Consider the following 20424-nt stretch of genomic DNA (forward strand, 5'->3'; position numbering starts at 1 on the left):
CGCCGGTGCATCGTGAGGCTGAAGAAGTGTCACGAGATCGGTGGGGAGCAAGAGGGTGAAACGACGTTCGCTGCCCTTCGCCGCCGTCCTCGCGTCGGTCCTGCTCGTGGCCGGGCAGGCACCGGCGAAGGCCGTCGACCGCTACACCGGTGCCGAGGACCACTACGCCGGTTCGCAGATCGCCAAGGTCGAAGGCGTCGGCGAGGGCCCCGACGTGCTGTACGGGGGCGACGACCAGCAGCTCGGGCACGACGTCAGCGGGCACCAGGGGCCGGTCGACTGGCCCGGCGCGGCGGGGGCGGGCGCCAAGTTCGTCTACGTCAAGGCGACCGAGGGCACCGGGTTCGTGAACCCGCAGTTCGCGCAGCAGTACAACGGCTCCTACAACGCCGGCCTGATCCGCGGCGCCTACCACTTCGCGCGGCCGGACATCTCCGACGGCGCGGCCCAGGCGCGGTACTTCCTCGCCCACGGCGGCGGCTGGTCGGCCGACGGCAAGACCCTTCCCGGCGCGCTCGACGCGGAGTACAACCCCTACGGCGAAACGTGTTACGGCAAGGATGCCGCGGGCATGACCGACTGGATCCGCGCCTTCTCCGACACCTACCGCGCGGCGACCGGCCGGTACCCGACGATCTACACGTCGACGAGCTGGTGGAAGCGGTGCACCGCGAACAACGGCGGCTTCGGCGCCAACCCGCTCTGGATCGCGCGCTACAACAGCTTCATCGGCGAACTGCCGTCCGGCTGGAGCATCCACACGATCTGGCAGTTCGCCGACCGCGGCACGCTGCCCGGCGACCAGAACTGGTTCAACGGCTCAGCGGACCGGCTGCTGGCCCTCGCGCTGGGCTGAACGGCGCAACCGTCCAATAATAGGTGTTAACCCGTCACCGATTAACGATCTTCTTCCCGGGAAAATCACCCACACGTATACCCAATTTCACGGAACTGAGTGACAAACGCCACTTCGTCCTCAACAATCGTGCTCGGGCGGCTACCTGCAGTAAGCCGCTCATCGCGAGGGTATCCGTGAAGGGATTCAACGATGTCCACTCCCCGAAGAGGGCGGCTGTTCGCTGCCCTGGTCGTCCCGGCCACGCTGCTCCTGCTCGGCAGCACGGCGCAGGCGACGACCTTCTCCCCCGAAGTCGACCCCGTGGCCGCGATCAACGCGGACATCGCGCAGCACAACCACGAGCTGGGGTCGCAGATCCGGCGCGTCGAAGGCGACAAGTCGACTCCGGACACCCAGAAATCGGCGCAGCAGCCGCAGCCCGGCCAGGCCATCCCCGGCCAGGTGCTGGCGACGGTGGCCGGCATGGACGTCGCCAGCTACCAAGGCAACGTCGACTGGGCGAACTGGTGGAACCAAGGCAAGCGGTTCGTCTGGACCAAGGCCACGGAGAGCACCAACTACACCAACCCGTACTTCACCCAGCAGTACAACGGCTCCTACAACCAGGGCTTCATCCGCGGCGCCTACCACTTCGCCACGCCGAACACCTCGAGCGGCGCGGCGCAGGCCCGCTACTTCGTCGCCCACGGCGGCGGCTGGTCCAAGGACGGCCGGACGCTGCCCGGGGCGCTGGACATGGAGTACAACCCGTACGGCGCGACCTGCTACGGGCTGAGCAAGTCCGGGATGACGTCGTGGATCCTCGACTTCCACGACACCTACCACTCCCTGACCGGCCGCTACCCGGCGATCTACACGTCGCAGAGCTGGTGGGACGGCTGCGTGAACGGTGACTTCTCCAGCACCGCCCCGCTGTGGGTCGCGCGGTACGCGTCTTCGGTCGGTGCCCTGCCCTACAACTGGGGCTACTACACCGTTTGGCAGTACACCTCGAGCCCGCTCGACCAAGACACCTTCAACGGTGCCTACGACCGGCTCCAGGCCCTCGCCAACGGCTGACCCGCCCCCCCGGCTCCCGGATCACGACGGCTGTGCCGACCGGGGCTCCGCCACCCGGAACCCCCGGAACGCAGTTTCGCGTCGTCATGACCGGGAGCCGGTTTCATGCCGTACCGTCCGAGCTTGCAGAATGCTGCAGCCACGTCCTGGGGGGAACCGCACGTGCCCGCCGGACGTCGGAAGCGCACGAACAGCCAGCGCCCGGAAGGCATGGAAAGATGACGTACCCGCCTCAGCCGGGCCAGCCCGGCCAGCCCGACCCGTACGGCCAGCCGCAGTCCGGTGGCTTCCAGCAGCAGGGTGGGTGGGACCCCAACCAGCAGCAACAGCCGTACCCGACGCAGCAGTACCCGCAGAACCCGCAGGGCTACCCGCCTGCCTCGGGCGGTTTCCCGGCCAACCCGCAGCAGCCGTGGGGCGACCCGTACGCGCAGCAGGCCTGGGCGGACCCCAACGCGCAGCAGCAGTCGGCGTGGGCGGACCCGAACGCGCAGCAGTACGGCCAGCAGGCCTGGGACCCGAACGCGGGCGGCCAGGTGTCCGGCTGGGACCCGGCGACCGGCGGCTACACGCAGGGCTTCGGCGGGCCGCCGGCGCCGCCGAAGAAGAGCAAGACCGGGATGTGGATCGCCATCGGCGCCGCCGTGGTCGTCGTGCTCGCGCTGGTCGGCGTCACGGGCTTCGTCGCACCCGGGTTCTTCCTCTCGAAGGACGACTCCAACACGGCCGCGGCCCCGTCGTCGAGCACGTCGGCCAAGCCGTCCACGTCGAAGCCGACGGCCAAGAAGCCGACGGTCTCGGCCACTCCCGATGGTGGCGGCGGGGGCAACTCGGACGCCAAGGTCGTGCTGCAGGGCTTCATCGACAAGCTGAACGCGGGCGACAACGCCGGTGCGGTCGCCCTGGGCTGCGCCGACTCGAAGGAGCTGCTCAGCTCGTGGCTGGACACGTTCCTCAAGCCGCCGCTGCAGCTGCAGCTCGGCACCGTGCCCACCGACAAGTACCTGGTCGAGGGCGAGGTCACCGGGACGTCGGCCGGCAAGGCGGTCAAGGGCACGCTGAGCGCCACGAACTTCGACAAAAAGGGCTTCTGCGTCAGCACGATGCTGGTGTCCTGAGCCGGTGAAGCTGCTCTGGCGATCGCCGCTGGCGTGGACGTTCCTCGCCTCGGTGCTGCTGCTGCTCGGGGTCGGCGGCTGGCTGCTGACCGACCCCGCCACCAGCCGCAGTGACGCGCTGAAGACGGGCGGCCTGGCCGGCGGCGCGATCGTGGCGCTGTACGCGCTGTGGCTCAACGACCGGCGGCGCCGGGTCGAGGAGCGCCGTCAGGAAATCGAGCGGCGGCGGCACGAACTCGAGGCGCAGCGCGCGGAACAGGACCGCGAGCGGGTCGCCGACGAGCGGTTCGCGAAGGCGGTCGAGCTGCTCGGGCACGCGGCCGACCAGGTGCGCGTCGGGGCGTTGCACGCGCTGGCGGGGCTGGCGCGGAGCCGGCCGGCCTACACGCAGACGGTGCTGGACGTGCTGTGTTCGTACCTGCGGCGGCCGTTCGAGCACCCGCGGTACGCCGAGGGTCTGGACCGGAAGAAGCGGGAGACAGTGCGCGGCGAGCAGGAGCAGGAGCAGGAGCTCACGGTCCGCCTCACCGCGCAGCGGCTGGTGAAGGAGCTGCTCCCGGCCGCGACCGACGCGGAGGCGCCGGCCTACGACCTGGATCTGACCGGCGCGGTGCTGGAGTACCTCGACCTGACCGACCGCAAGATCGGCAACCTCCTCCTGCGTTACGCATCCCTGCACAGCAGCACGCACTTCAGCCGCTGCCTCGTGGTCGGCAAGGCGTACTTCACCGGTGCGGGCACGGGAAAAGGCCGCCTGGTGGGCTACTTCCGTTGCCGTGACGCGGTTTTCGCGAGCGTGGCTTGGTTCAGCGGAACCCGCTTCAGCGAGAGCGCCGACTTCCGCAACGCCAAGTTCGCCGGTCCCACAACGTTCAAGGACGCGGAGTTCGGCGGCGACGTCGAGTTCACCGGGGCGCACGCGACGGAGTCACTGGACTTGCGGCGGACCAGGTTCGCCGGCCAGACCGACCTGCGGTTCGCTTCGCTGCCGGAGTCGGTTTCGTTGTACAACACGCTGGTTCGGGGTGAGAAGGACGTGCAGCTGCCTGCGGAGTGGGACTTCGAGGAGCTGCGTGATGGGGATGTGCGGGTGGTCGCCAAGGTGGGCTGAGCCGCTGGGCTTTCTCCGGGCGGCACGGGCACGACCTCACCGCGGCCCCCCGCCCTCGGCGGTTTCTAGGGGTGGTGGCAACACCTGAGTGTTCAGGAGTTGCCTCATGTCCAGCAGGGATCGTGACCGTGCCCCGCACTGCCGCTCCGGCGGTCCTGGTCTGCGTGGCAAGCCGTTGACCGCTGAGCGTGCGGCCTACTTTGGCCTGGTGGAAGCAGGTGTAGGAGCTCGGGAGGCGGCCCGGCGGGTCGGGGTCAATTACCGGACCGCGAAACGCCGGCGGGCCGAGGCGGCCCAGGTCGCAGAGGCACCTCTGGCGGCGCCGGCGGAGGTGTCCTCGCGGTTCTTGAGCCTGGCCGAGCGGATCCGGATCGCCGACCGGATCCGCCAGCCCGGGACCTCGCTGCGGATGATCGCGGCCGAGCTGGGCCGGCCGGTCTCGACCATCAGCCGGGAGCTGGACCGCAACCAGCAACCCGACGGTACCTACCAGCCCCACGCCGCACACGGGCTGGCCGCCGCGCGGCGGGCCCGGCCCAAGGTGAGCAAGCTGGTCGCGGATCCGGCGTTGCGGGCGATCATCCAGGATGGGCTGGACGCGCGGTGGAGCCCGCAGCAGATCACCTGCCGGCTCCGCCGCGACCATCCCGACCACCCGGAGTGGCATGTGAGCTGCGAAACCCTCTACCAAGCCCTCTACGTCCAGGCCCGAGGCGGCCTGCGCCGCGAGGTCGCCGGGTGGCTGCGCAGTGGCCGCGTCCAGCGCCGACCCACGTGCGGCCGGATCAGCGGCGGCCGCGGATGGCCACCCCGATGGTGATGATCAGCGACCGCCCAGCAGAGGTCGCGGACCGGGCGGTACCCGGGCGCTGGAAGGCGACCTGATCATGGGCACCCACAACCGGTCGGCGGCTCCAACGAGAACACCAACGGCCTGCTCCGCCAGTACTTCCCCAAAGGCACCGACCTCGCGGTCCACACCGCCGAACACCTCGACACCGTCGCCATCGAACTCAACGACCCGCCCCGCATGACCCTCGACTGGGACACCCCAGCCGAACGCATGACACAGTTACTCAACACCACCCACCACCAGCAGCAGTGTTGCAACGACTCCTAGAAACCGCCCTCCCTAGGGGGGCGTCCCCAAGTCCAGTCTATCGGCGGGGTGCGACGAAAAGCCCGGAACCGCTCGCGAACCCCCGACCTGTCCACAACCCGGGCGGGTTGTGGACAGGTCGGGGTCCGGTCAGTCGAACAGGGCCGGGAGCGTGCGCTCCCAGGCCTCGCGCAGCTCGTCGAGCGTGAACTCCGTGATGTCCTGCAGCTCCAGCGTTCCCGACTCCGGGTCGACCACGCCGGTCTTGCGCCACGGGAGGCCGCGCGCCGTGCACATCTCCGTGAAGCGGAGTTCTTCCGTTCGCGGGACCGCCACCAGCACTCGGCCCGCCGACTCCGAGAACAGCTGCACGAACGGGTCCTGGTCCGCGTCGAGGAACACGCGGACGCCGCACTGTCCGATGAGGACGGTCTCGACCAGCGTCTGGATCAGGCCGCCGTCCGACAGGTCGTGGGCGGCCGAGATCATGCCGTCGCGGGAACCCGCCACCAGGATCTCGCCCAGCAGCTTCTCGCGGGCCAGGTCCACACGCGGGGGCACGCCGCCGAGGTGGCCGTGCAGCTCGCGGGCCCACGCCGAGCCGTCCAGCTCGTCGTGCGTCTCGCCCAGCAGCAGGAGCGTTTCGCCCGCCTCCGCGCCGATGCCCGTCGGGATGCGGCGGGTCACGTCGTCGATCACGCCGAGGACGCCGATCACCGGCGTCGGGAGGATTGCCGTCGAGCCCGTCTGGTTGAAGAAGCTCACGTTGCCGCCCGTCACCGGGATGCCCAGCTCGACGCAGCCGTCCGCCAGGCCGTGCACCGCCTGCTCGAACTGCCACATCACGCCCGGGTCGGTCGGGGCGCCGAAGTTCAGGCAGTCCGACACCGCGACCGGCGTCGCGCCGCCCGTGGCCACGTTGCGGTACGCCTCGGCCAGCGCCAGCTGCGCGCCGCGGTACGGGTCGAGGTAGACGAACTTGCTGTTGCAGTCCGTCGCCACCGAAACACCGCGGCCGGTCGACTCGTCGATCCGGATCATGCCCGAGTCCGACGGCTGCGCCAGCACGGAATTGCCGCGCACGTACCGGTCGTACTGCGACGTCACCCATTCCTTGGACGCCTGGTTCGGCGACGAAATCAACCGGAGCACGTCCGCGCGCAGTTCGTCCGGAGTGGACGGACGCGGGAGCGAGGCCGACGTGTCCGCGATCAAAGCGTCCTGAAAGGACGGACGCTCGATCGGCCGGTCGTACACCGGGCCCTGGTGGGCCACCGTGTGCGCGGGAACGTCGACGACGACCTCCTCGTGCCAGGTGATGACCAGGTGCTCGCCGTCGGTGACCTCGCCGATGTCGGTCGCGATGACGTCCCACTTGCGGCAGACGGCCATGAACGCCTCGACGTTCTCCGGCGAGACGACCGCGCACATGCGCTCCTGCGACTCGCTGGAGAGCACCTCCGCCGGCGTCATCCCGGTGGCGCGCAACGGAACCCGGTCGAGGTAGATGTGCATGCCGCCGTCGCCGGCCGCGGCCAGCTCCGACGTCGCGCAGGACAGCCCGGCGCCGCCGAGGTCCTGGATGCCGACGACGAGCTTCTGCGCGAACAGCTCGAGGCAGCACTCGATGAGCACCTTTTCGGTGAACGGGTCGCCGACCTGGACGCTCGGCAGCTTCTTGCGGCCACCCGAGGACTCGTCACCCGAAAAGGTGTCACTCGCCAGGACGGAAACGCCGCCGATGCCGTCGAGACCGGTGCGCGCGCCGAACAGGATGATCTTGTTGCCGGTGCCGGAGGCGAACGCCAGGTGCAGGTCCTCGACGCGCATCGCGCCGACGCACAGCGCGTTCACCAGCGGGTTGCCCGAGTAGGACGGGTCGAAGACCAGCTCGCCGCCGATGTTCGGCAGGCCGAGGCAGTTGCCGTAGCCGCCGACGCCGGCGACCACGCCGGGCAGCACGCGCTTGGTGTCGGGGGCGTCGGCCGGCCCGAAGCGCAGCGCGTCGGCGACCGCGAGGGGCCGCGCGCCCATCGCCATGATGTCGCGGACGATGCCGCCGACGCCGGTCGCCGCGCCCTGGTAAGGCTCCACATAGGACGGGTGGTTGTGGCTCTCCACCTTGAAGGTGACGGCCCAGCCCTCGCCGATGTCGACGACCCCCGCGTTCTCGCCGATGCCGGCCAGCATCTTGGCCTTCATCTCGTCGGTGGCGGTGTCCCCGAAGTACCGCAGGTGCTTCTTCGACGACTTGTACGAGCAGTGCTCGCTCCACATGACCGAGTACATCGCCAGCTCCGCGTCGGTGGGCCGGCGGCCGAGGATCTCCCGGATGCGGGCGTACTCGTCGTCGGCGAGCCCGAGCTCGCGGTAGGGCTGGGTGTGGTCCGGGGTCGCCCCGGCACGCTCGGTGGTGTCAACGGTGCTGGTCACGGTGTCCGTGTCAGGGTTCGCCACGGCCGCCAGGATACGTGCCGGGCCCGGCCACCCCGGACGGTGGGCCACCGAACCCGAGCACCCTGCGGCCGGTGTGACCGAGGCAACATCCGGCGAGGCGGGAGCGCCTTCGGTGCGTTGGACGCACCCGAGGCCGCCTTCGGGCGCTTGAGACTCGGGCGGTGCGCGCGCCTTGTGGACAACTCGGGGTGCGGCTCGGGTGCGCGGACCGGAATTGTCGGTCCCCGCGAGTAACGTTGAAACCGGGGGTCCCCCGAGCGGGCCGGGGTGTTGAGACCGGGATTCCGAGCCGTCGGAGAGTGGAGAACGACCGGGCGCGGAGAACGACCGGAGAGTTGCCGGAGCGCGGAGAGCGGCCGGGGAGCCGGAAAATCAGTCGCCTTCCCCGGGGTGTCGGCTTACCGTCGGAAATCGTGCTTTCCGCCACGTACCCCTTTCCGCCGCTGCGGCTGCCCGTGCGGCCGACCGCGAGCCGCTTCCTGCTCGCCGTGTTCCGGGCCCGGCTCGGCACGGTGCTGAGCGCGGCCGCGATCGGTGTCGTCTGGGCGCTGCCCGGTGCGCTCATGCCGCTGGTGATCGGCCAGGGCATCAGCGCCGTCGGTGCGCACGACGGCGCCGCCGTGGGGCGCTGGGCGCTGGTCGCGGCGGCGCTCGGTGTCGCGCAGACGCTGTCCGGGACCTGGCTGCACTTCCTGAACTACGGCCAGTGGCTGCACGGCGCGGGCTCCACCCAACGCACCGTGTCGGCGCATACCACGCGCGTCGGCGCCGCCCTGCGGGAGCACACGACCACCGGGAACCTCGTCGCGATCAGCACGACGGACATCAACCACATCGGCAACACCGTCGAGATGACCGGGCGGACGTTCGGCTCGCTGCTGGCGTTCGTCGTGGTCGCGGTGTGGCTGATCTCGACGTCGCCGCTGCTCGGGGTGGTCGCGCTGGTCGGCGTGCCGCTCGCGGTGCTCGGCATCGGGCCGCTGCTCGCGCCGCTGCAGAAGCGCAAGGCCCAGCAGCGCGAGCAGCGCGGAGACGTCAACGCACTCGGCGCGGACATCGTGTCGGGCCTGCGGATCCTGCGCGGCATCGGCGGCGAGCGGCGGTTCTTCGCCCGCTTCCGGGAGACGAGCCAGCGGGTGCGGCGGGCCGGCATCGAGGTCGGCCGGGCCGAGGCCTGGCTGGCCGCCGCGGAGATCGCGCTGCCCGGCCTGGTCACCGTGGTGATCACCTGGCTGGGCGCGCGGCTGGCGGTGGCCGGCGAGATCGGCCTCGGGCAGCTGGTGGCGTTCTACGGCGTTTCGGCGTTCCTGATCTGGCCGGTCACCGCGGCGACGGAGGCGGTCGGCTCGATCACGTCCGGTCTGGTCGCCGCGCGGAAGGTCGTCGCGCTGCTGGCGATCCGCCCGAAGCTGGCGGATCCGGAGACGCCGGTGCCGTTGCCGGAAGGGCCGTTGGAGCTGGTGGACACCGAATCCGGGATCCGCGTCCCGGCCGGCCGGCTGACGGTCGTCGACCTGGGCGCCGACGGCGAAGCGGTGGCCGACCGGCTGGCCCGGTTCGCGGATCCGGCCGAGGGCGAAGAGGTGCTGGCCGGCGGGGTCCGGGCGGACCACGTCGCCCTCGCGGAACTGCGGCAGCGGATCGTCTACGCGCACAACCAGGACATCTGGTTTTCCGGCGTGCTGCGCGAGCAGCTGGCGCCGGCGCGGCCGGGCGGCGTCAGCATCACCGAAGCGCTGTACGCGGCCGATGCCGACGACATCGTCGAGGCGCTGCCCAACGGCGTCGACGAGGTGATCGGCGAGCGCGGCCGCGAGGTGTCCGGTGGCCAGCGGCAACGGCTGAACCTGGCCCGCGCGCTGGCGACCGATGCCGACGTCCTGGTGCTCGACGAGCCGACGTCGGCGGTCGACGCGCACACGGAGGCACGCATCACCGAACGCGTCGCCGCGCTGCGACACGGCAAGACGACGGTGGTGTTCAGCCAGAGTCCCTTGTGGACACATGTGGCAGACGAGGTTTTCACGGCGAAGGGGGTGACGGTGTGAAGCGGCTCCCCACGGCGTCCCGGCGGGACGTCCGGCGCTGGGCGCTGAAGACGGCGGCGAGCCACAAACGCGAGTTCGGCCTGCTGCTGGGCTCGCTGGCCGTGGCCACGCTGATCGGGCTCGCCGGGCCGCAGCTGCTCGGCGCGCTCGTCGACGACGTCGCGGCCGGCACCACGACCGGCCACGTCGACGTGCTGGCGGGGGTGTTCGTCGGCATCCTCGTGCTGCAGGCGCTGGCGCGGAAGGTCGCGCGGATGCGCGGCGCGCTGTTCGGCGAGCTGGTGCTGGCCGAGACGCGCGAGGAGTTCGTCGGGACGGCGCTGCAGCTGCCGCTCGGCACGGTCGAAGCGGCCGGGACGGGCGACCTGCTCAGCCGGGCCACCACCGACCTCGGCCGGATCGACCACGCGGCGCGGTTCGCGGCGCCGGAGATCCTGGTCGCGGTGGTGACCGTGGTGTTCACGGTCGTCGCGATGGTGCTGACGTCCCCGCTGCTGGCGCTCGGCCTGCTGGTCGCGCTGCCGCTGCTGGTCCCGGTGAACGTCTGGTACCAGCGGCGGATCCCGTCGGTGATGCAGTGGATGTTGGACCGGTGGGCGGATCTGACCACCAGCGTCCACGAAACGGCGGAGGGTGCGCGCACGGTCGAGGCGCTCGGGCTGACCGAGCGGCGGGTCGACGCGGCGTACCACGCGCTGGACCAGAGCATCCTCGGCGAGCGCCGGATGCGGGCGCTGCAGCTGCGGTGGCTGCCGTCGCTGGAGATCAGCTACGTGCTGCCGCTGGCGGTCATGCTGCCGCTCGGGCTGCTCGCGTACACGCGCGGCTGGGCCGGGCTCGGCGAGATCACCACGATGCTGCTGTACATGCAGGCGATGGCGGCGCCGCTCAACGAGGCGCTGTTCTGGCTGGAAGACCTGCAGGTCGCGGCGGCCGCGGCCCGGCGGATCCTGGGCGTCCGGACGGTCGTGGTCGAGGACGTGGACAAGGTGGACGAGGTGCCGCGCGGGCGTGACATCGACGTCCACGGCGTGCGGTTCAGCTACACCACCGACCGCGAGGTGCTGCACGGAATCGACCTGCGGGTCCCGCGCGGCGAGCGGCTGGCGATCGTCGGGCCGTCGGGGGCGGGCAAGTCGACGCTCGGCAGGCTGCTGGCCGGCATCGCGGCGCCGTCGTCGGGTTCGGTGCGGATCGGCGGCCAGGACGTCTCGGCGCTGACCGACGACGTGCTGCGCGGCGAGGTGCTGCTGCTGACCCAGGAGCACCACGTGTTCTCCGGGACGCTGCGGCAGAACCTGGCCCTGCCGGCCCGCCGCGCGGGCGGCGACTGGACGGACGAGGAGCTGACGGCGGCCCTGGCGTCGGCGGGGGCGACGGACTGGGTGGCGACGCTGCCGTCCGGGCTGGACACGAAGCTGGGGCCGGGCGAGCACCCGGTGCCGGCGGCGATCGCGCAGCAGCTGGCGCTCGCCCGGGTGGTGCTGGCCGACCCGCACACGCTGGTGCTCGACGAAGCGACGTCGCTGCTGGACACGGGCTCGGCCCGCGACCTGGAGCGGTCGCTGAACAGCGTGCTGGCGGGCCGGACGGTGATTGCGATCGCCCACCGCCTGCACACGGCGGCGGCGGCCGACCGGGTGGCGGTGGTCGAGGGCGGCCGGATCACCGAGCTGGGCCCGCACGACCAGCTGCTTTCCGCGGGCGGCTCATACGCTCGCCTGGTCGCGGCGGCCAGTTAGTCCGGAGACGTTGCTCCCCAGGGTGGATGACCATCACCCTGGGGAGTGACGTGTCGTCGTCCGTGATGACCGCCGCGGAAAGCGGGCGGTCGAACGACCGGAGCAAGAGCCGACCGGGTCCGGGGCTGTGGATAACTGACGTCCACCGCCGTCCACAGCCCCGGAACTGTCGGTGTGCCCCGGTAGAATGGTTACCGGGGGGCGCGGCCCGCCCTCACGCCTTCACGAGCGCGTCCACCGCGCTGAAGAACATGCCGAGCCCGTCGTCCGACGGCCCGGTCAGCGCGTCGATCGCGTGCTCCGGGTGCGGCATCAGCCCGACGACCCGGCCGTTCTCGCTGCGGATGCCGGCGATGTCGTTGCGCGAGCCGTTCGGGTTCCCGCCGACGTACCGGAACACCACACGGCCCTCGCCCTCCAGCTCGTCCAAAGTGGACTGCTCGGCCATGTAGCAGCCGTCGATGTTCTTCATCGGGATGAGGATCTCGGCTCCGGTCTCGTACCGGGTGGTCCACGCCGTGTCGGTGTTCTCCACCCGCAGCCACTGGTCGCGGCAGATGAAGTGCAAGCCCTGGTTGCGGATCATCGCGCCCGGCAGCAGGCCGGCTTCGCACAGGATCTGGAACCCGTTGCAGATGCCGAGCACCGGCATGCCCGCGCGGGCCGCCTCGATCACCGGCGTCATGACCGGCGCGAACCGGGCGATCACGCCCGCACGCAGGTAGTCGCCGTAGGAGAAACCGCCCGGGACGACCACGGCGTCGACGTCGCGCAAGTCCTCGTCGGCGTGCCACAGCGACACGGCCTCGCCGCCGGCGTAGCGGACCGCGCGCGCCGCGTCACCGTCGTCCAGGGTGCCCGGGAAGGTGATGACGCCGATGCGCGCGCTCACGCGTCCACCCGCGTGATGGTCCACTGCTCGATGACCGGGTTCGCGAGGAAGCCTTCGGCGATCTTCTCCAGCGTCGCGTCGTCGACCGTGTCGTCGACCTCGATCTCGAAGTGCTTGCCCTGGCGGATCTCGGTGATCCCGGTGAAGCCGAGACGGCCGGCGGCGCCGAGCGCGGCCTGTCCCTGCGGGTCGAGGATTTCGGGCTTCGGCATGACGTCGACGACGACTCGGGCCACGGCAGGCTGCTCCTTATTCACGCAGGTCGTGGGTACCCCGCGAGCATAGTTCACCCGCTCGACGACCTGGCGGGGCCCACCGGGAAGCCTAGACTGGCCGACGGCGCGGGGCTGCGCCATGATGAGTCGTTGACTTCTCGCCAACAGGAGGCACCGTGGCCGTCCAGGAGTCCTACGACTACGTCATCGTCGGCGCCGGCAGCGCGGGGTGCGTCCTCGCCAACCGCCTCACCGAGGATCCTTCGGCCCAGGTCCTGCTCCTCGAAGCGGGCGCGGAGGACACCGCGGACGAAATCCACATCCCCGCCGCGTTCCCCTCGCTGTTCAAGACCAAGTGGGACTGGAACTACGAGACCGTCGAGCAGAAGCACACGGGCAAGACGTCGTACTGGCCGCGCGGCAAGATGCTTGGCGGCTGCTCGTCGATCAACGCGATGATCTACATCCGCGGCAACCGCGCCGACTACGACGGCTGGCGCGATTCCCACGGCGCCGTGGGCTGGGGCTGGGACGACGTCCTGCCGTACTTCAAGCGCGCCGAGGGCAACCAGCGGCTCGGCGGGCCGCTGCACGGAACGGACGGCCCGCTGCACGTCGAAGACCGCCGGTTCACCCACGAGCTGTCGCACGCCTGGGTCGACTCGGCCGTCGCGTGGGGCCTCAAGCGCACCGACGACTTCAACGGCGAGAGCCAGGAAGGCGCCGGCGTCTACCAGGTGACGTGCAAGAAGGGGCGGCGGTGGTCCACCGCGGACGCCTACCTGCGCCCGGCGCTTTCGCGGCCGAACCTGACGGTGAAGACCCTCGCGGCCGCCACCCGCGTCGTCTTCGAGGGCACGCGTGCGGTCGGCGTGTCCTATTTGGACAACGGCGTGGAGCGCGCGGTGCACGCTTCGGCGGAGGTCATTCTCTCGGGCGGCGCGGTCAACTCGCCGCAGCTGCTGATGGTTTCGGGTGTCGGCCCGGCCGAACACCTGCGCGAGCACGGCATCGACGTCGTCACCGCGCTGCCCGGCGTCGGCGAAAACCTGCACGACCACCCGGCGTGCGGGATCATCTGGTCCACAAAGGACACGACCGACCTGGTGGACGCGGCCACTCCTCGTGGCTTGATCCGCTACCAGCTGACGAAGCGCGGGCCGCTGGCGTCGAACATCGGCGAAGCGGGGGCGTTCTACCCGACCACGAACGGCCTGCCGGCGCCGGACATGCAGATCCACGTCGCGCCGACGTTGTTCTACGACAACGGGTTGCGCGAACCGACGGTTCCCGGGTTCACGTCGGCGGCGACGCTGGTGGACGTCGCGAGCCGCGGACGGCTGCGGCTGAAGTCGGCGAATCCGCTGTGGAAGCCGGAAATCGACCCGGCTTACTACGCGGAGCCGCGGGACATGGAGACGATGATCGCCGGGTTGCGGGCGCTGATCGAAATCGGGCAGGTGGGGCCGTTGCGGCGGTTCTTGGACAAGCCGTTCCTGCCGGTGCGGCACGACTTGAGTGATTCCGAGCTGGCCGAACACATCCGGGAGAACACGCAGACGCTCTATCACCCGGTGGGGACTTGCGCGATCGGGTCGGTGGTCGACCCGGAGTTGCGGGTTCAGGGGGTGGAGGGGTTGCGGGTGGTCGATGCTTCCGTGATGCCGGTGGTGCCGCGGGGGAACACCAACGCGCCGACGATCATGGTGGCGGAGAAGGCGGCGGATTTGATCCGGGGACGGTCGGCTTAGCCGCGGTTTGCTGTTCTGGGGATTTGCTGTGGCGCCGACGGCGCGCGGCGGCTTTCCTGCTGGGTGGGCTCGCGCAGTTCGCTGCGGGCCGCAAGGTCGGGTTGCGCAGCGAGGCTCGGCCGCGCGTTCGGTTCGCGCGAGCGGCGAAGGGCGGCCCTCGGCCCCCGGTATCCAGTTTACCGGCGTGCACCGACAGTTTCGGCGCTGTTCCGGGGTTGCGGACCCGAATTGTCCACAACCCCGGACCGGCTCAGCGCTTGCCGTGGAGGATCGTCACCAGCTTGGCCACCAAGGCGTCCGTTGATTCCTTGCGGGTGAACGAGGTCAGCGTCAACGGGGCCGTGAACCGCTGGCGGGCGATCGCCTTGGTGCGGGCGAACTCGCGCAAGCCCTCCGGTCCGTGAATGCGGCCGAAGCCCGAGTCGCCCACGCCGCCGAAGGGCAGGGAAGCGATGCCGGCGAACGAAAGCGGTGCGTTGATCGCCGTCATGCCTGTGCGCAGCTTCTCCGCCAGCTCCACGCCGCGGGACTTCGAGAACACCGTCGAACCCAGACCGTACTTCGTGTTGTTCGCCTTCTCGATCGCTTCGTCCATGTCGCGGACCTTCGCGATCGTCACCGTCGGGCCGAACGTCTCCTCCGTCACCGCCTCGGAGTCCTCGGGGACGTCGATCAGGACCGTCGGCTGGGCGTAGCGGTCGCCCACCGCGTCCTCTCCGCCCAGCACCGCCTTGCCGCCGCGGGACAGGGCGTCGTGGATGTGGCGCTTGATCACGCCCAGCTGGGAAGGCATCGTCACCGGGCCGTACTGGGCCGCCTCGTCCGAGCCCGCGCGGACGTCCTTCGACCTCTCGACCACCTTGGCCACGAACGCGTCGTGGACCTTCTCGTGGACGTACACCCGCTCGACGCCGATGCAGGTCTGGCCGGAGTTGGAAAACGCGCCCCACACCGTTGCGTCGGCCGCCGCATCCAGATCGGCGTCCGCGTCGACGAGCACCGGGTCCTTGCCGCCCGCTTCGATCACCACCGGGGTGAGGGTCTCGGCGGCCGCGGCCATGATGCGCTTGCCCGTCGCCGTCGAGCCGGTGAACGCGATCTTGTCGACCCCCGCGGTCACCAGCGCCGCGCCCGTTTCGCCGAAGCCCGTGATCAGCTGCAGCACCGGCTGCTCCGGGACGATCTCGGCGAACGCGTCGACCAGCCACTTGCCCACGCCCGGCGTGTACTCACTCGGCTTGAACACCACGGCGTTGCCCGCCGCGAGCGCGTACGCGACCGAGCCGAGCGGGGTGAACACCGGATAGTTCCACGGGCCGATCACGCCGACCACGCCCAGCGGCTGGTACTCGACGGTCGCCGCCTGGTTCGACATCAGCAGGCCGGCCGAGCGCTTCTGCTTGCCGAGGATCTTCTTCGCGTGCTTGCCCGCCCACGCGATGTGCTCGATGGCCAGGACGCTCTCCAGCTGCGCGTCGGCGATCGGCTTGCCGGTCTCGTCGCGGACCACCTGGCACAGCTGCGGCAGCCGCCGGGTCAGCACGCCCTTCCAGCTCTTGAGCCGCTCGGCGCGCCCGGCGAAACCGAGGCCCGCCCACCACTCCGCCGCGACGCGCGCCCGTTCGACGGCCGCCTTGACGTCCTCCGCGGTGTGGATCGGGTAGGTTCCGACCACCTCGTCGGTCGCCGGGCTGAGCGAGTCGAAGGTCTCGCCGACCGTCGTCGGCTTCGGCTGGACGGCAGTCATCGGCGTCTCCCTGGAGGTCGCGGGTCAGCCCAGGTTACGACGTTACTGACATCGTGCCAATAGCTCGTGCGGGCTTCCGCACCAGCATTGCACCGGCGATCGCCGCGGCAAAGACACCGAACAACGGCGGGAGCCACAACGGCAGCACGCCGACCGCCAGCGAGCCGAGGCCGAAACCGGCCGCCTGCACCGTGAAACTCAAGGAGAACCCCGCTGACCTGCGATTCTTCGGCAGCAGGCGCTGGAGGTTGACCGAGGTGGCGGCCACCAGCGGACCGGTGCAGGCGCCGATCAAGGCGACCGAACCGAGGAGCCCGGCCCAGCCGAGGCCGCCCGCGAGGGTGAGCCCGCCGGCGACGAACCCGGCGAGGAACAGCCGCGGGTCGCCGGTCTTCCCGCGCCACGCGTAGAGCGCGCTCCCCGCGATGCTCGCCCCGCTCAGCACGGCGATCACGACCGGCGCGGCGGTTTCCGGCGCGCCGAGCCGCTGGACCAGCGGGAGCGGCGCCACCTCGATCGTCGACAGCAGCAGCCCGACGGTGAACGCGCACCCCAGCCACGGCAGGTAGGTCGCGAGCCGCGCGGGTGGGACGTCGGCTTCGGATTCCACCCGATCGCGCGAACCCACGCCACGCGGGACGAGCAGCGCCGCCGCCAGGCACACGACCGCCATCGCGGCGAGCGGGACGAACGTGCCGGCCAGGTCGAGCAGCGCGACCAGCGCCGGACCGCCGATGAGCACCCCTTCGAGGAGCATCGCGTCGACGGAGATCGCCCGCGGCAGCAACTCGTCGTCGACGGTGTCCGCGAGCAGCGTCCGGAAGCCGCCCGACAACGCGCCGCCCGCGATGCCGGGCAGCAGGACGAGCGCGATCAAGACGGGTGCGGGAGCGCCGGCGGCCAGCGCCAGCACGCCATACCCGGCGGCGGTCAGCAGAAGCAGCACGGGCAGGCCCCGCGAAGGGCCGATGCGGTCGAGCAACCGCCCGACCGGCACCGCGCACACCATCTCGGCGGCGACGTAGACCGACATCAGCACGCCGCCGAGCCGGTAGGAGCCGGTCGTCGCGGTGGTCAGCAGGGTGAACGCGAGCGGCGCCATGGTCGACGGCAGCCGGGCGAACTGGACACCCGCCGACCAGCGCCAATAGGCGCGATGGATGAACAACGACATGCTCGTACGCTTGCGGCTCATCCGCGTGCGGCACACTGATTCGGGTGAGAGCGAATCAGTCGTGATCGAGCTGGTCCTGACCGCGGCCGGGAGCCAACGCGTCCGGTTCGCGATCTCGCCGTTGGAGGAGGTGCTGGGCGCGGTCCAGACGCTGCTCGGCATCCGGCGGCACCCCGCGGCTCCGCCGTGGCTCTCCGAGGTGCCCGACGTGCCCGAGCTGACGGCGGTGCTGAGCGCGCGGCACTACCTCACCGAGTTCCTGAGCCCGCCGCCCGACGGTCCCGAGACGACCGCCGAAGCGCAGCTGGCGGTGGTGCGTGCGACGCCGCCCGCGCAGGTGGCGCTGGAGCTCGGCATGGTCGACGCGGACCTGTCCGGGCTGCCGGCCGACCCGACGGCCGCGCGCGACCTGCTGGCCGATCAGCTCGAGACGGTGTGGGACGCGCTGCTGGCCCCGGAGTGGCCCCGCCTGCGCGAGCTGCTCGCGGCGGACATCGCCCACCGGACGCGGCAGCTGGGGTCGGGCGGGCTCGCGGCGATGCTGGCGGAGCTCCACCCGCGCGTCCGGCTGTCGGGGACGTCGGTGCTGGTCGACGTCCGGTCCCGGGAGCGCCTGCCGATCGACGCGCGGGGGCTGCTGCTGATCCCGGCGGTGTTCGCGTGGCCGAACGTCGGGGTGGTGACGGTGCCGCCGTGGCAGATTTCGCTGCTGTACCCCGCCCGGGGCGTGGCTTCGCTGTGGACTTCCGCCGCCGAGCCGCCGGCACCGCTGGCGGAGGTGCTCGGCCGGACGCGGGCCCTGCTGCTGACCACGCTCGACCGCCCGGCGGCGACGACCGAGCTGGCCCGGCGCCACGACCTGGCACCGGCGACGGTTTCGGCCCACCTGACGGCGTTGCGCGCAGCGGGCTTGCTGGCGGCGGAACGCCGGGGTCATCGCGTGCTGTACCGGCGCACGGAACTCGGCGACGCGCTGCTCACGGGCAAACTGTGACAGATGAACAGAGCCGTGGACTGGGAAGGCTTCTACAACACCAGGGATCTCGGTGGCCTGCCGACGCGCTCGGGCGAGACGACCCGCCGCGGCGCGTTCTTCAGGGCGGCCGACCTGAGGTTCGTGACCGGCGCCGGGTGGGACCAAGCCCGGGAGGCCGGCGTCCGGACCGTCATCGACCTGCGCAACCCCGACGAGATCCGGCCGACGGCGGACGCCACGACGGCGCTGGCGGGTTCCGCGCAGTTCGCCGCCGCGACCGGTCCGGCCGTTCCGGCGGACCTCGACCGCGTCGAGGTTCCCCTCGACGACATCGACGACCTCGAGTTCTGGCGGTACGTCAACCGCGAGCGGCTGAACGGCAGCCCGCTCTACTACCGCCCCTTCCTCGACCGGAAGGCCGAGCGCTGCGCCGCCGTCGTCGAAGCGATCGCCCGGTCCGCGCCCGGCGGTGTCCTGTTCCACTGCGGTTCCGGGCGCGACCGGACCGGTCTCGTCGCGCTCCTGCTCCTGGCGCTGGCCGGCGTCGGCCCCGACGCCATCGCCGCGGACTACGCCCTGTCCACCGAAGCCGTGAGACCGCTGTACGCCGCGATGGGCACCGATGACCAGGGGCCGGTCATCGCGACGATCCTCGCGGAGCGGGGCACCACGACCGCGGCAGCCGTCCGGGACACGCTCGCCGGGTTCGACGTCGAGCGGTACCTCCTCGACGCCAATGTTGCCGCCGGCGACCTCGACGAGATCCGGCACCGGCTGACGCGGCGGGACTAGGCTGGGATCGACCACCCGTGAAGGAGAACCATCGATGCGTATCGTCCATTTCGGACACGCCTGCCTGTTGCTGGAGACCGGCTCCGAGCGGATCCTGATCGATCCCGGCGTCTTCTCCACCGGCTTCGAAGGTGAGCGGGAGCTGTCCGCCGTGCTGGTCACGCACCAGCACTTCGACCACCTCGACGTCGAACGGCTGCCCCGGGTCCTCGAAGCCAACCCCGGTGCCAAGCTGATCGTCGATCCCGGGTCCGCTCCCGAGGTCGAGAAACTCGGCCTGGAGTTCGACGTGGCGAACGTCGGGGACGCCTTCGCCGTCGGGGACACCGCCATCAAGGCCGTCGGCGGGGAGCACGCCGTCATCCACTCGGACATCCCCGTCATCCCGAACATCGGGTACGTCTTCGACGACGGTGCTTTCTTCCACCCCGGCGACTCGTTCTTCGTGCCCGGACAGCAGATCGACGTCCTGGGGCTGCCCACCGGGGCACCGTGGCTCAAGGCCGGGGAGGCCGTCGACTACCTGCGGGCCGTCGCGCCGCGGGTGGCCGTGCCCATCCACGAAGCCGTGCTCGCCAACCCCGCCATGCACTACGGCCTCTTCGGGAACCTCGCGCCCGAAGGCACCGAGGTCAAGGTGCTCGACCGGGGCGAACCCGCGAAGGTCTAGGCCGCCACCACGCGCAGCGAGCCGTAGGTCGCGCCGAACGCCCGGTTCTCCAGGGCGACGTCCACCGCGTCGAGCAGCGCCTGGCGGAGGCCGGGGCGGGTCAGGTCCGTGGCATCGACCCCCAGCCGGACCAGCCCGCCCCGGCGGGCCGAGCGGGCCGCCGCCAGCACCAGGGTGAAGCAGCGCACCGTCTCCGTGCGGTGCGACTGGCTCGTGAACTCACTCACCCGCGCGCGGCGCACCTCGCCGGTGACGAGGTCGCGGACCGCGCCGAGGTCCGCGCACAGCCGGAAACCGTGCTCGGCCAGCGCCTGCAGCGTGCCCGGGGAGGCGATCCAGCGGGGCGGGGCGAAGCCGTCGACCGACAAGCCGGCGTTGTCCAGCGCGGCCTTCGCGGCGATCAGCCGCAGGCGCGCCTCGTGTGCCGGAAGCGTCGCGAACTCCGCCCGCTTGCCCAGGTACACCGTGCGGTGCGTGGGCGTGATGGCGTGGTCGTAGCCGTGCAGCAGCACGGAATCACCGCCGCGGGCGCGGGTGCGCACCCACTCCGTCACCGGGCCTTCGCCGGTGCGGGCGGCGTACAGTACCGAGAGCGGCACCTTGCGGCGGTCGAGCTCGGCCGCGAGGTCGGCGCACCGGTGCAGCGTGCGCGGGGTGATTCCCGACAGCGAAACCAGCAAGCGAGCGTCCACGTCCCCATTGGGACGCACGCGT

The 20424-nt window shown here is 71.1% G+C and carries 16 protein-coding genes and 1 pseudogene; 11 read left to right on the top strand and 6 right to left on the bottom strand.

The window, feature by feature from the left end:
• Window positions 1-55: 55 nt before the first annotated feature.
• The 5 genes and pseudogenes from ISP_RS46315 (at window position 56) to ISP_RS46335 (ending at window position 5267) form a co-directional block, all read left to right on the top strand.
• Window positions 56-856 (top strand): lysozyme, encoded by an 801-nt coding sequence (locus ISP_RS46315; RefSeq protein WP_013230750.1) that lies wholly within the window; start codon window positions 56-58, stop codon window positions 854-856.
• A 192-nt stretch (window positions 857-1048) separates the two neighbouring features.
• Entirely contained in the window at window positions 1049-1918 is an 870-nt protein-coding gene (locus tag ISP_RS46320) for a lysozyme (RefSeq protein ID WP_013230751.1), read from the top strand.
• A gap of 218 nt (window positions 1919-2136) precedes the next feature.
• Window positions 2137-3036 (top strand): hypothetical protein, encoded by a 900-nt coding sequence (locus ISP_RS46325; RefSeq protein WP_013230752.1) that lies wholly within the window; start codon window positions 2137-2139, stop codon window positions 3034-3036.
• 4 nt (window positions 3037-3040) lie between these two features.
• Window positions 3041-4147: a pentapeptide repeat-containing protein gene (locus ISP_RS46330; protein WP_013230753.1), complete on the top strand. Its 1107-nt coding sequence runs from the start codon at window positions 3041-3043 to the stop codon at window positions 4145-4147.
• A gap of 106 nt (window positions 4148-4253) precedes the next feature.
• Window positions 4254-5267, top strand: a pseudogene (locus ISP_RS46335) (IS30 family transposase).
• A gap of 129 nt (window positions 5268-5396) precedes the next feature.
• Here the strand turns inward: ISP_RS46335 and purL are convergent.
• The gene (purL, locus tag ISP_RS46340) at window positions 5397-7703 is read right to left on the bottom strand and encodes a phosphoribosylformylglycinamidine synthase subunit PurL (protein WP_014467856.1); all 2307 of its coding nucleotides are present in this window, start codon (window positions 7701-7703) and stop codon (window positions 5397-5399) included.
• A gap of 413 nt (window positions 7704-8116) precedes the next feature.
• Between purL and ISP_RS46345 the strand changes: the two genes are divergently transcribed.
• Window positions 8117-9751: an ABC transporter ATP-binding protein gene (locus ISP_RS46345; RefSeq protein WP_013230756.1), complete on the top strand. Its 1635-nt coding sequence runs from the start codon at window positions 8117-8119 to the stop codon at window positions 9749-9751.
• A complete protein-coding gene (locus ISP_RS46350; protein ID WP_013230757.1) occupies window positions 9748-11493 on the top strand; it encodes an ABC transporter ATP-binding protein in 1746 nt (581 codons plus the stop codon). Before ISP_RS46345 ends, ISP_RS46350 begins: the two co-directional genes overlap by 4 nt.
• Window positions 11494-11707: 214 nt before the next feature.
• On the opposite strand, the gene purQ is transcribed toward ISP_RS46350, so the two are convergent.
• Both purQ and purS read right to left on the bottom strand, forming a co-directional pair.
• Window positions 11708-12385: a phosphoribosylformylglycinamidine synthase subunit PurQ gene (purQ, locus tag ISP_RS46355; RefSeq protein ID WP_013230758.1), complete on the bottom strand. Its 678-nt coding sequence runs from the start codon at window positions 12383-12385 to the stop codon at window positions 11708-11710.
• On the bottom strand, window positions 12382-12621 hold the full coding sequence (gene purS, locus ISP_RS46360; RefSeq protein ID WP_013230759.1) for a phosphoribosylformylglycinamidine synthase subunit PurS: 240 nt from the start codon (window positions 12619-12621) through the stop codon (window positions 12382-12384). Before purS ends, purQ begins: the two co-directional genes overlap by 4 nt.
• 155 nt (window positions 12622-12776) lie before the next feature.
• On the opposite strand from purS, the gene ISP_RS46365 reads away from it, so the two are divergent.
• Entirely contained in the window at window positions 12777-14351 is a 1575-nt protein-coding gene (locus ISP_RS46365; protein ID WP_013230760.1) for a GMC family oxidoreductase, read from the top strand.
• Window positions 14352-14601: 250 nt separating this feature from the next.
• On the opposite strand, the gene ISP_RS46370 is transcribed toward ISP_RS46365, so the two are convergent.
• Complete coding sequence (locus ISP_RS46370) at window positions 14602-16098, bottom strand: aldehyde dehydrogenase family protein (RefSeq protein WP_013230761.1); 1497 nt, start codon at window positions 16096-16098, stop codon at window positions 14602-14604.
• A gap of 34 nt (window positions 16099-16132) precedes the next feature.
• Entirely contained in the window at window positions 16133-17272 is a 1140-nt protein-coding gene (locus tag ISP_RS46375) for an MFS transporter (RefSeq protein ID WP_013230762.1), read from the bottom strand.
• Between the two features lie 61 nt (window positions 17273-17333).
• Between ISP_RS46375 and ISP_RS46380 the strand changes: the two genes are divergently transcribed.
• The 3 genes from ISP_RS46380 to ISP_RS46390 are packed head-to-tail and all read left to right on the top strand — an operon-like array spanning window position 17334 to window position 19710.
• The gene (locus ISP_RS46380) at window positions 17334-18266 is read left to right on the top strand and encodes a DUF5937 family protein (protein ID WP_034284397.1); all 933 of its coding nucleotides are present in this window, start codon (window positions 17334-17336) and stop codon (window positions 18264-18266) included.
• Between the two features lie 3 nt (window positions 18267-18269).
• Window positions 18270-19040: a tyrosine-protein phosphatase gene (locus ISP_RS46385; protein WP_230468652.1), complete on the top strand. Its 771-nt coding sequence runs from the start codon at window positions 18270-18272 to the stop codon at window positions 19038-19040.
• 34 nt (window positions 19041-19074) lie between these two features.
• The gene (locus ISP_RS46390; RefSeq protein ID WP_013230765.1) at window positions 19075-19710 is read left to right on the top strand and encodes an MBL fold metallo-hydrolase; all 636 of its coding nucleotides are present in this window, start codon (window positions 19075-19077) and stop codon (window positions 19708-19710) included.
• Here the strand turns inward: ISP_RS46390 and ISP_RS46395 are convergent.
• Window positions 19707-20390 carry a DUF2334 domain-containing protein gene (locus ISP_RS46395; RefSeq protein ID WP_013230766.1) on the bottom strand — a complete coding sequence of 228 codons (684 nt, stop codon included), beginning with the start codon at window positions 20388-20390 and terminating at the stop codon, window positions 19707-19709. The two genes, ISP_RS46390 and ISP_RS46395, sit on opposite strands and share 4 nt — an antisense overlap.
• Window positions 20391-20424 lie beyond the last annotated feature (34 nt).

The organism is Amycolatopsis mediterranei, assembly GCF_026017845.1.
Taxonomy (GTDB): domain Bacteria; phylum Actinomycetota; class Actinomycetes; order Mycobacteriales; family Pseudonocardiaceae; genus Amycolatopsis; species Amycolatopsis mediterranei.

Excerpts from the sequence above, each read along its gene's own strand:
- ISP_RS46320 (WP_013230751.1), top strand. The coding sequence starts at position 1,049 with ATGTCCACTCCCCGAAGAGGGCGGCTGTTCGCTGCCCTGGTCGTCCCG.
- ISP_RS46325 (WP_013230752.1), top strand. The coding sequence starts at position 2,137 with ATGACGTACCCGCCTCAGCCGGGCCAGCCCGGCCAGCCCGACCCGTAC.
- ISP_RS46370 (WP_013230761.1), bottom strand. The coding sequence starts at position 16,098 with ATGACTGCCGTCCAGCCGAAGCCGACGACGGTCGGCGAGACCTTCGAC.
- ISP_RS46375 (WP_013230762.1), bottom strand. The coding sequence starts at position 17,272 with ATGTCGTTGTTCATCCATCGCGCCTATTGGCGCTGGTCGGCGGGTGTC.
- ISP_RS46385 (WP_230468652.1), top strand. The coding sequence starts at position 18,270 with ATGAACAGAGCCGTGGACTGGGAAGGCTTCTACAACACCAGGGATCTC.
- ISP_RS46390 (WP_013230765.1), top strand. The coding sequence starts at position 19,075 with ATGCGTATCGTCCATTTCGGACACGCCTGCCTGTTGCTGGAGACCGGC.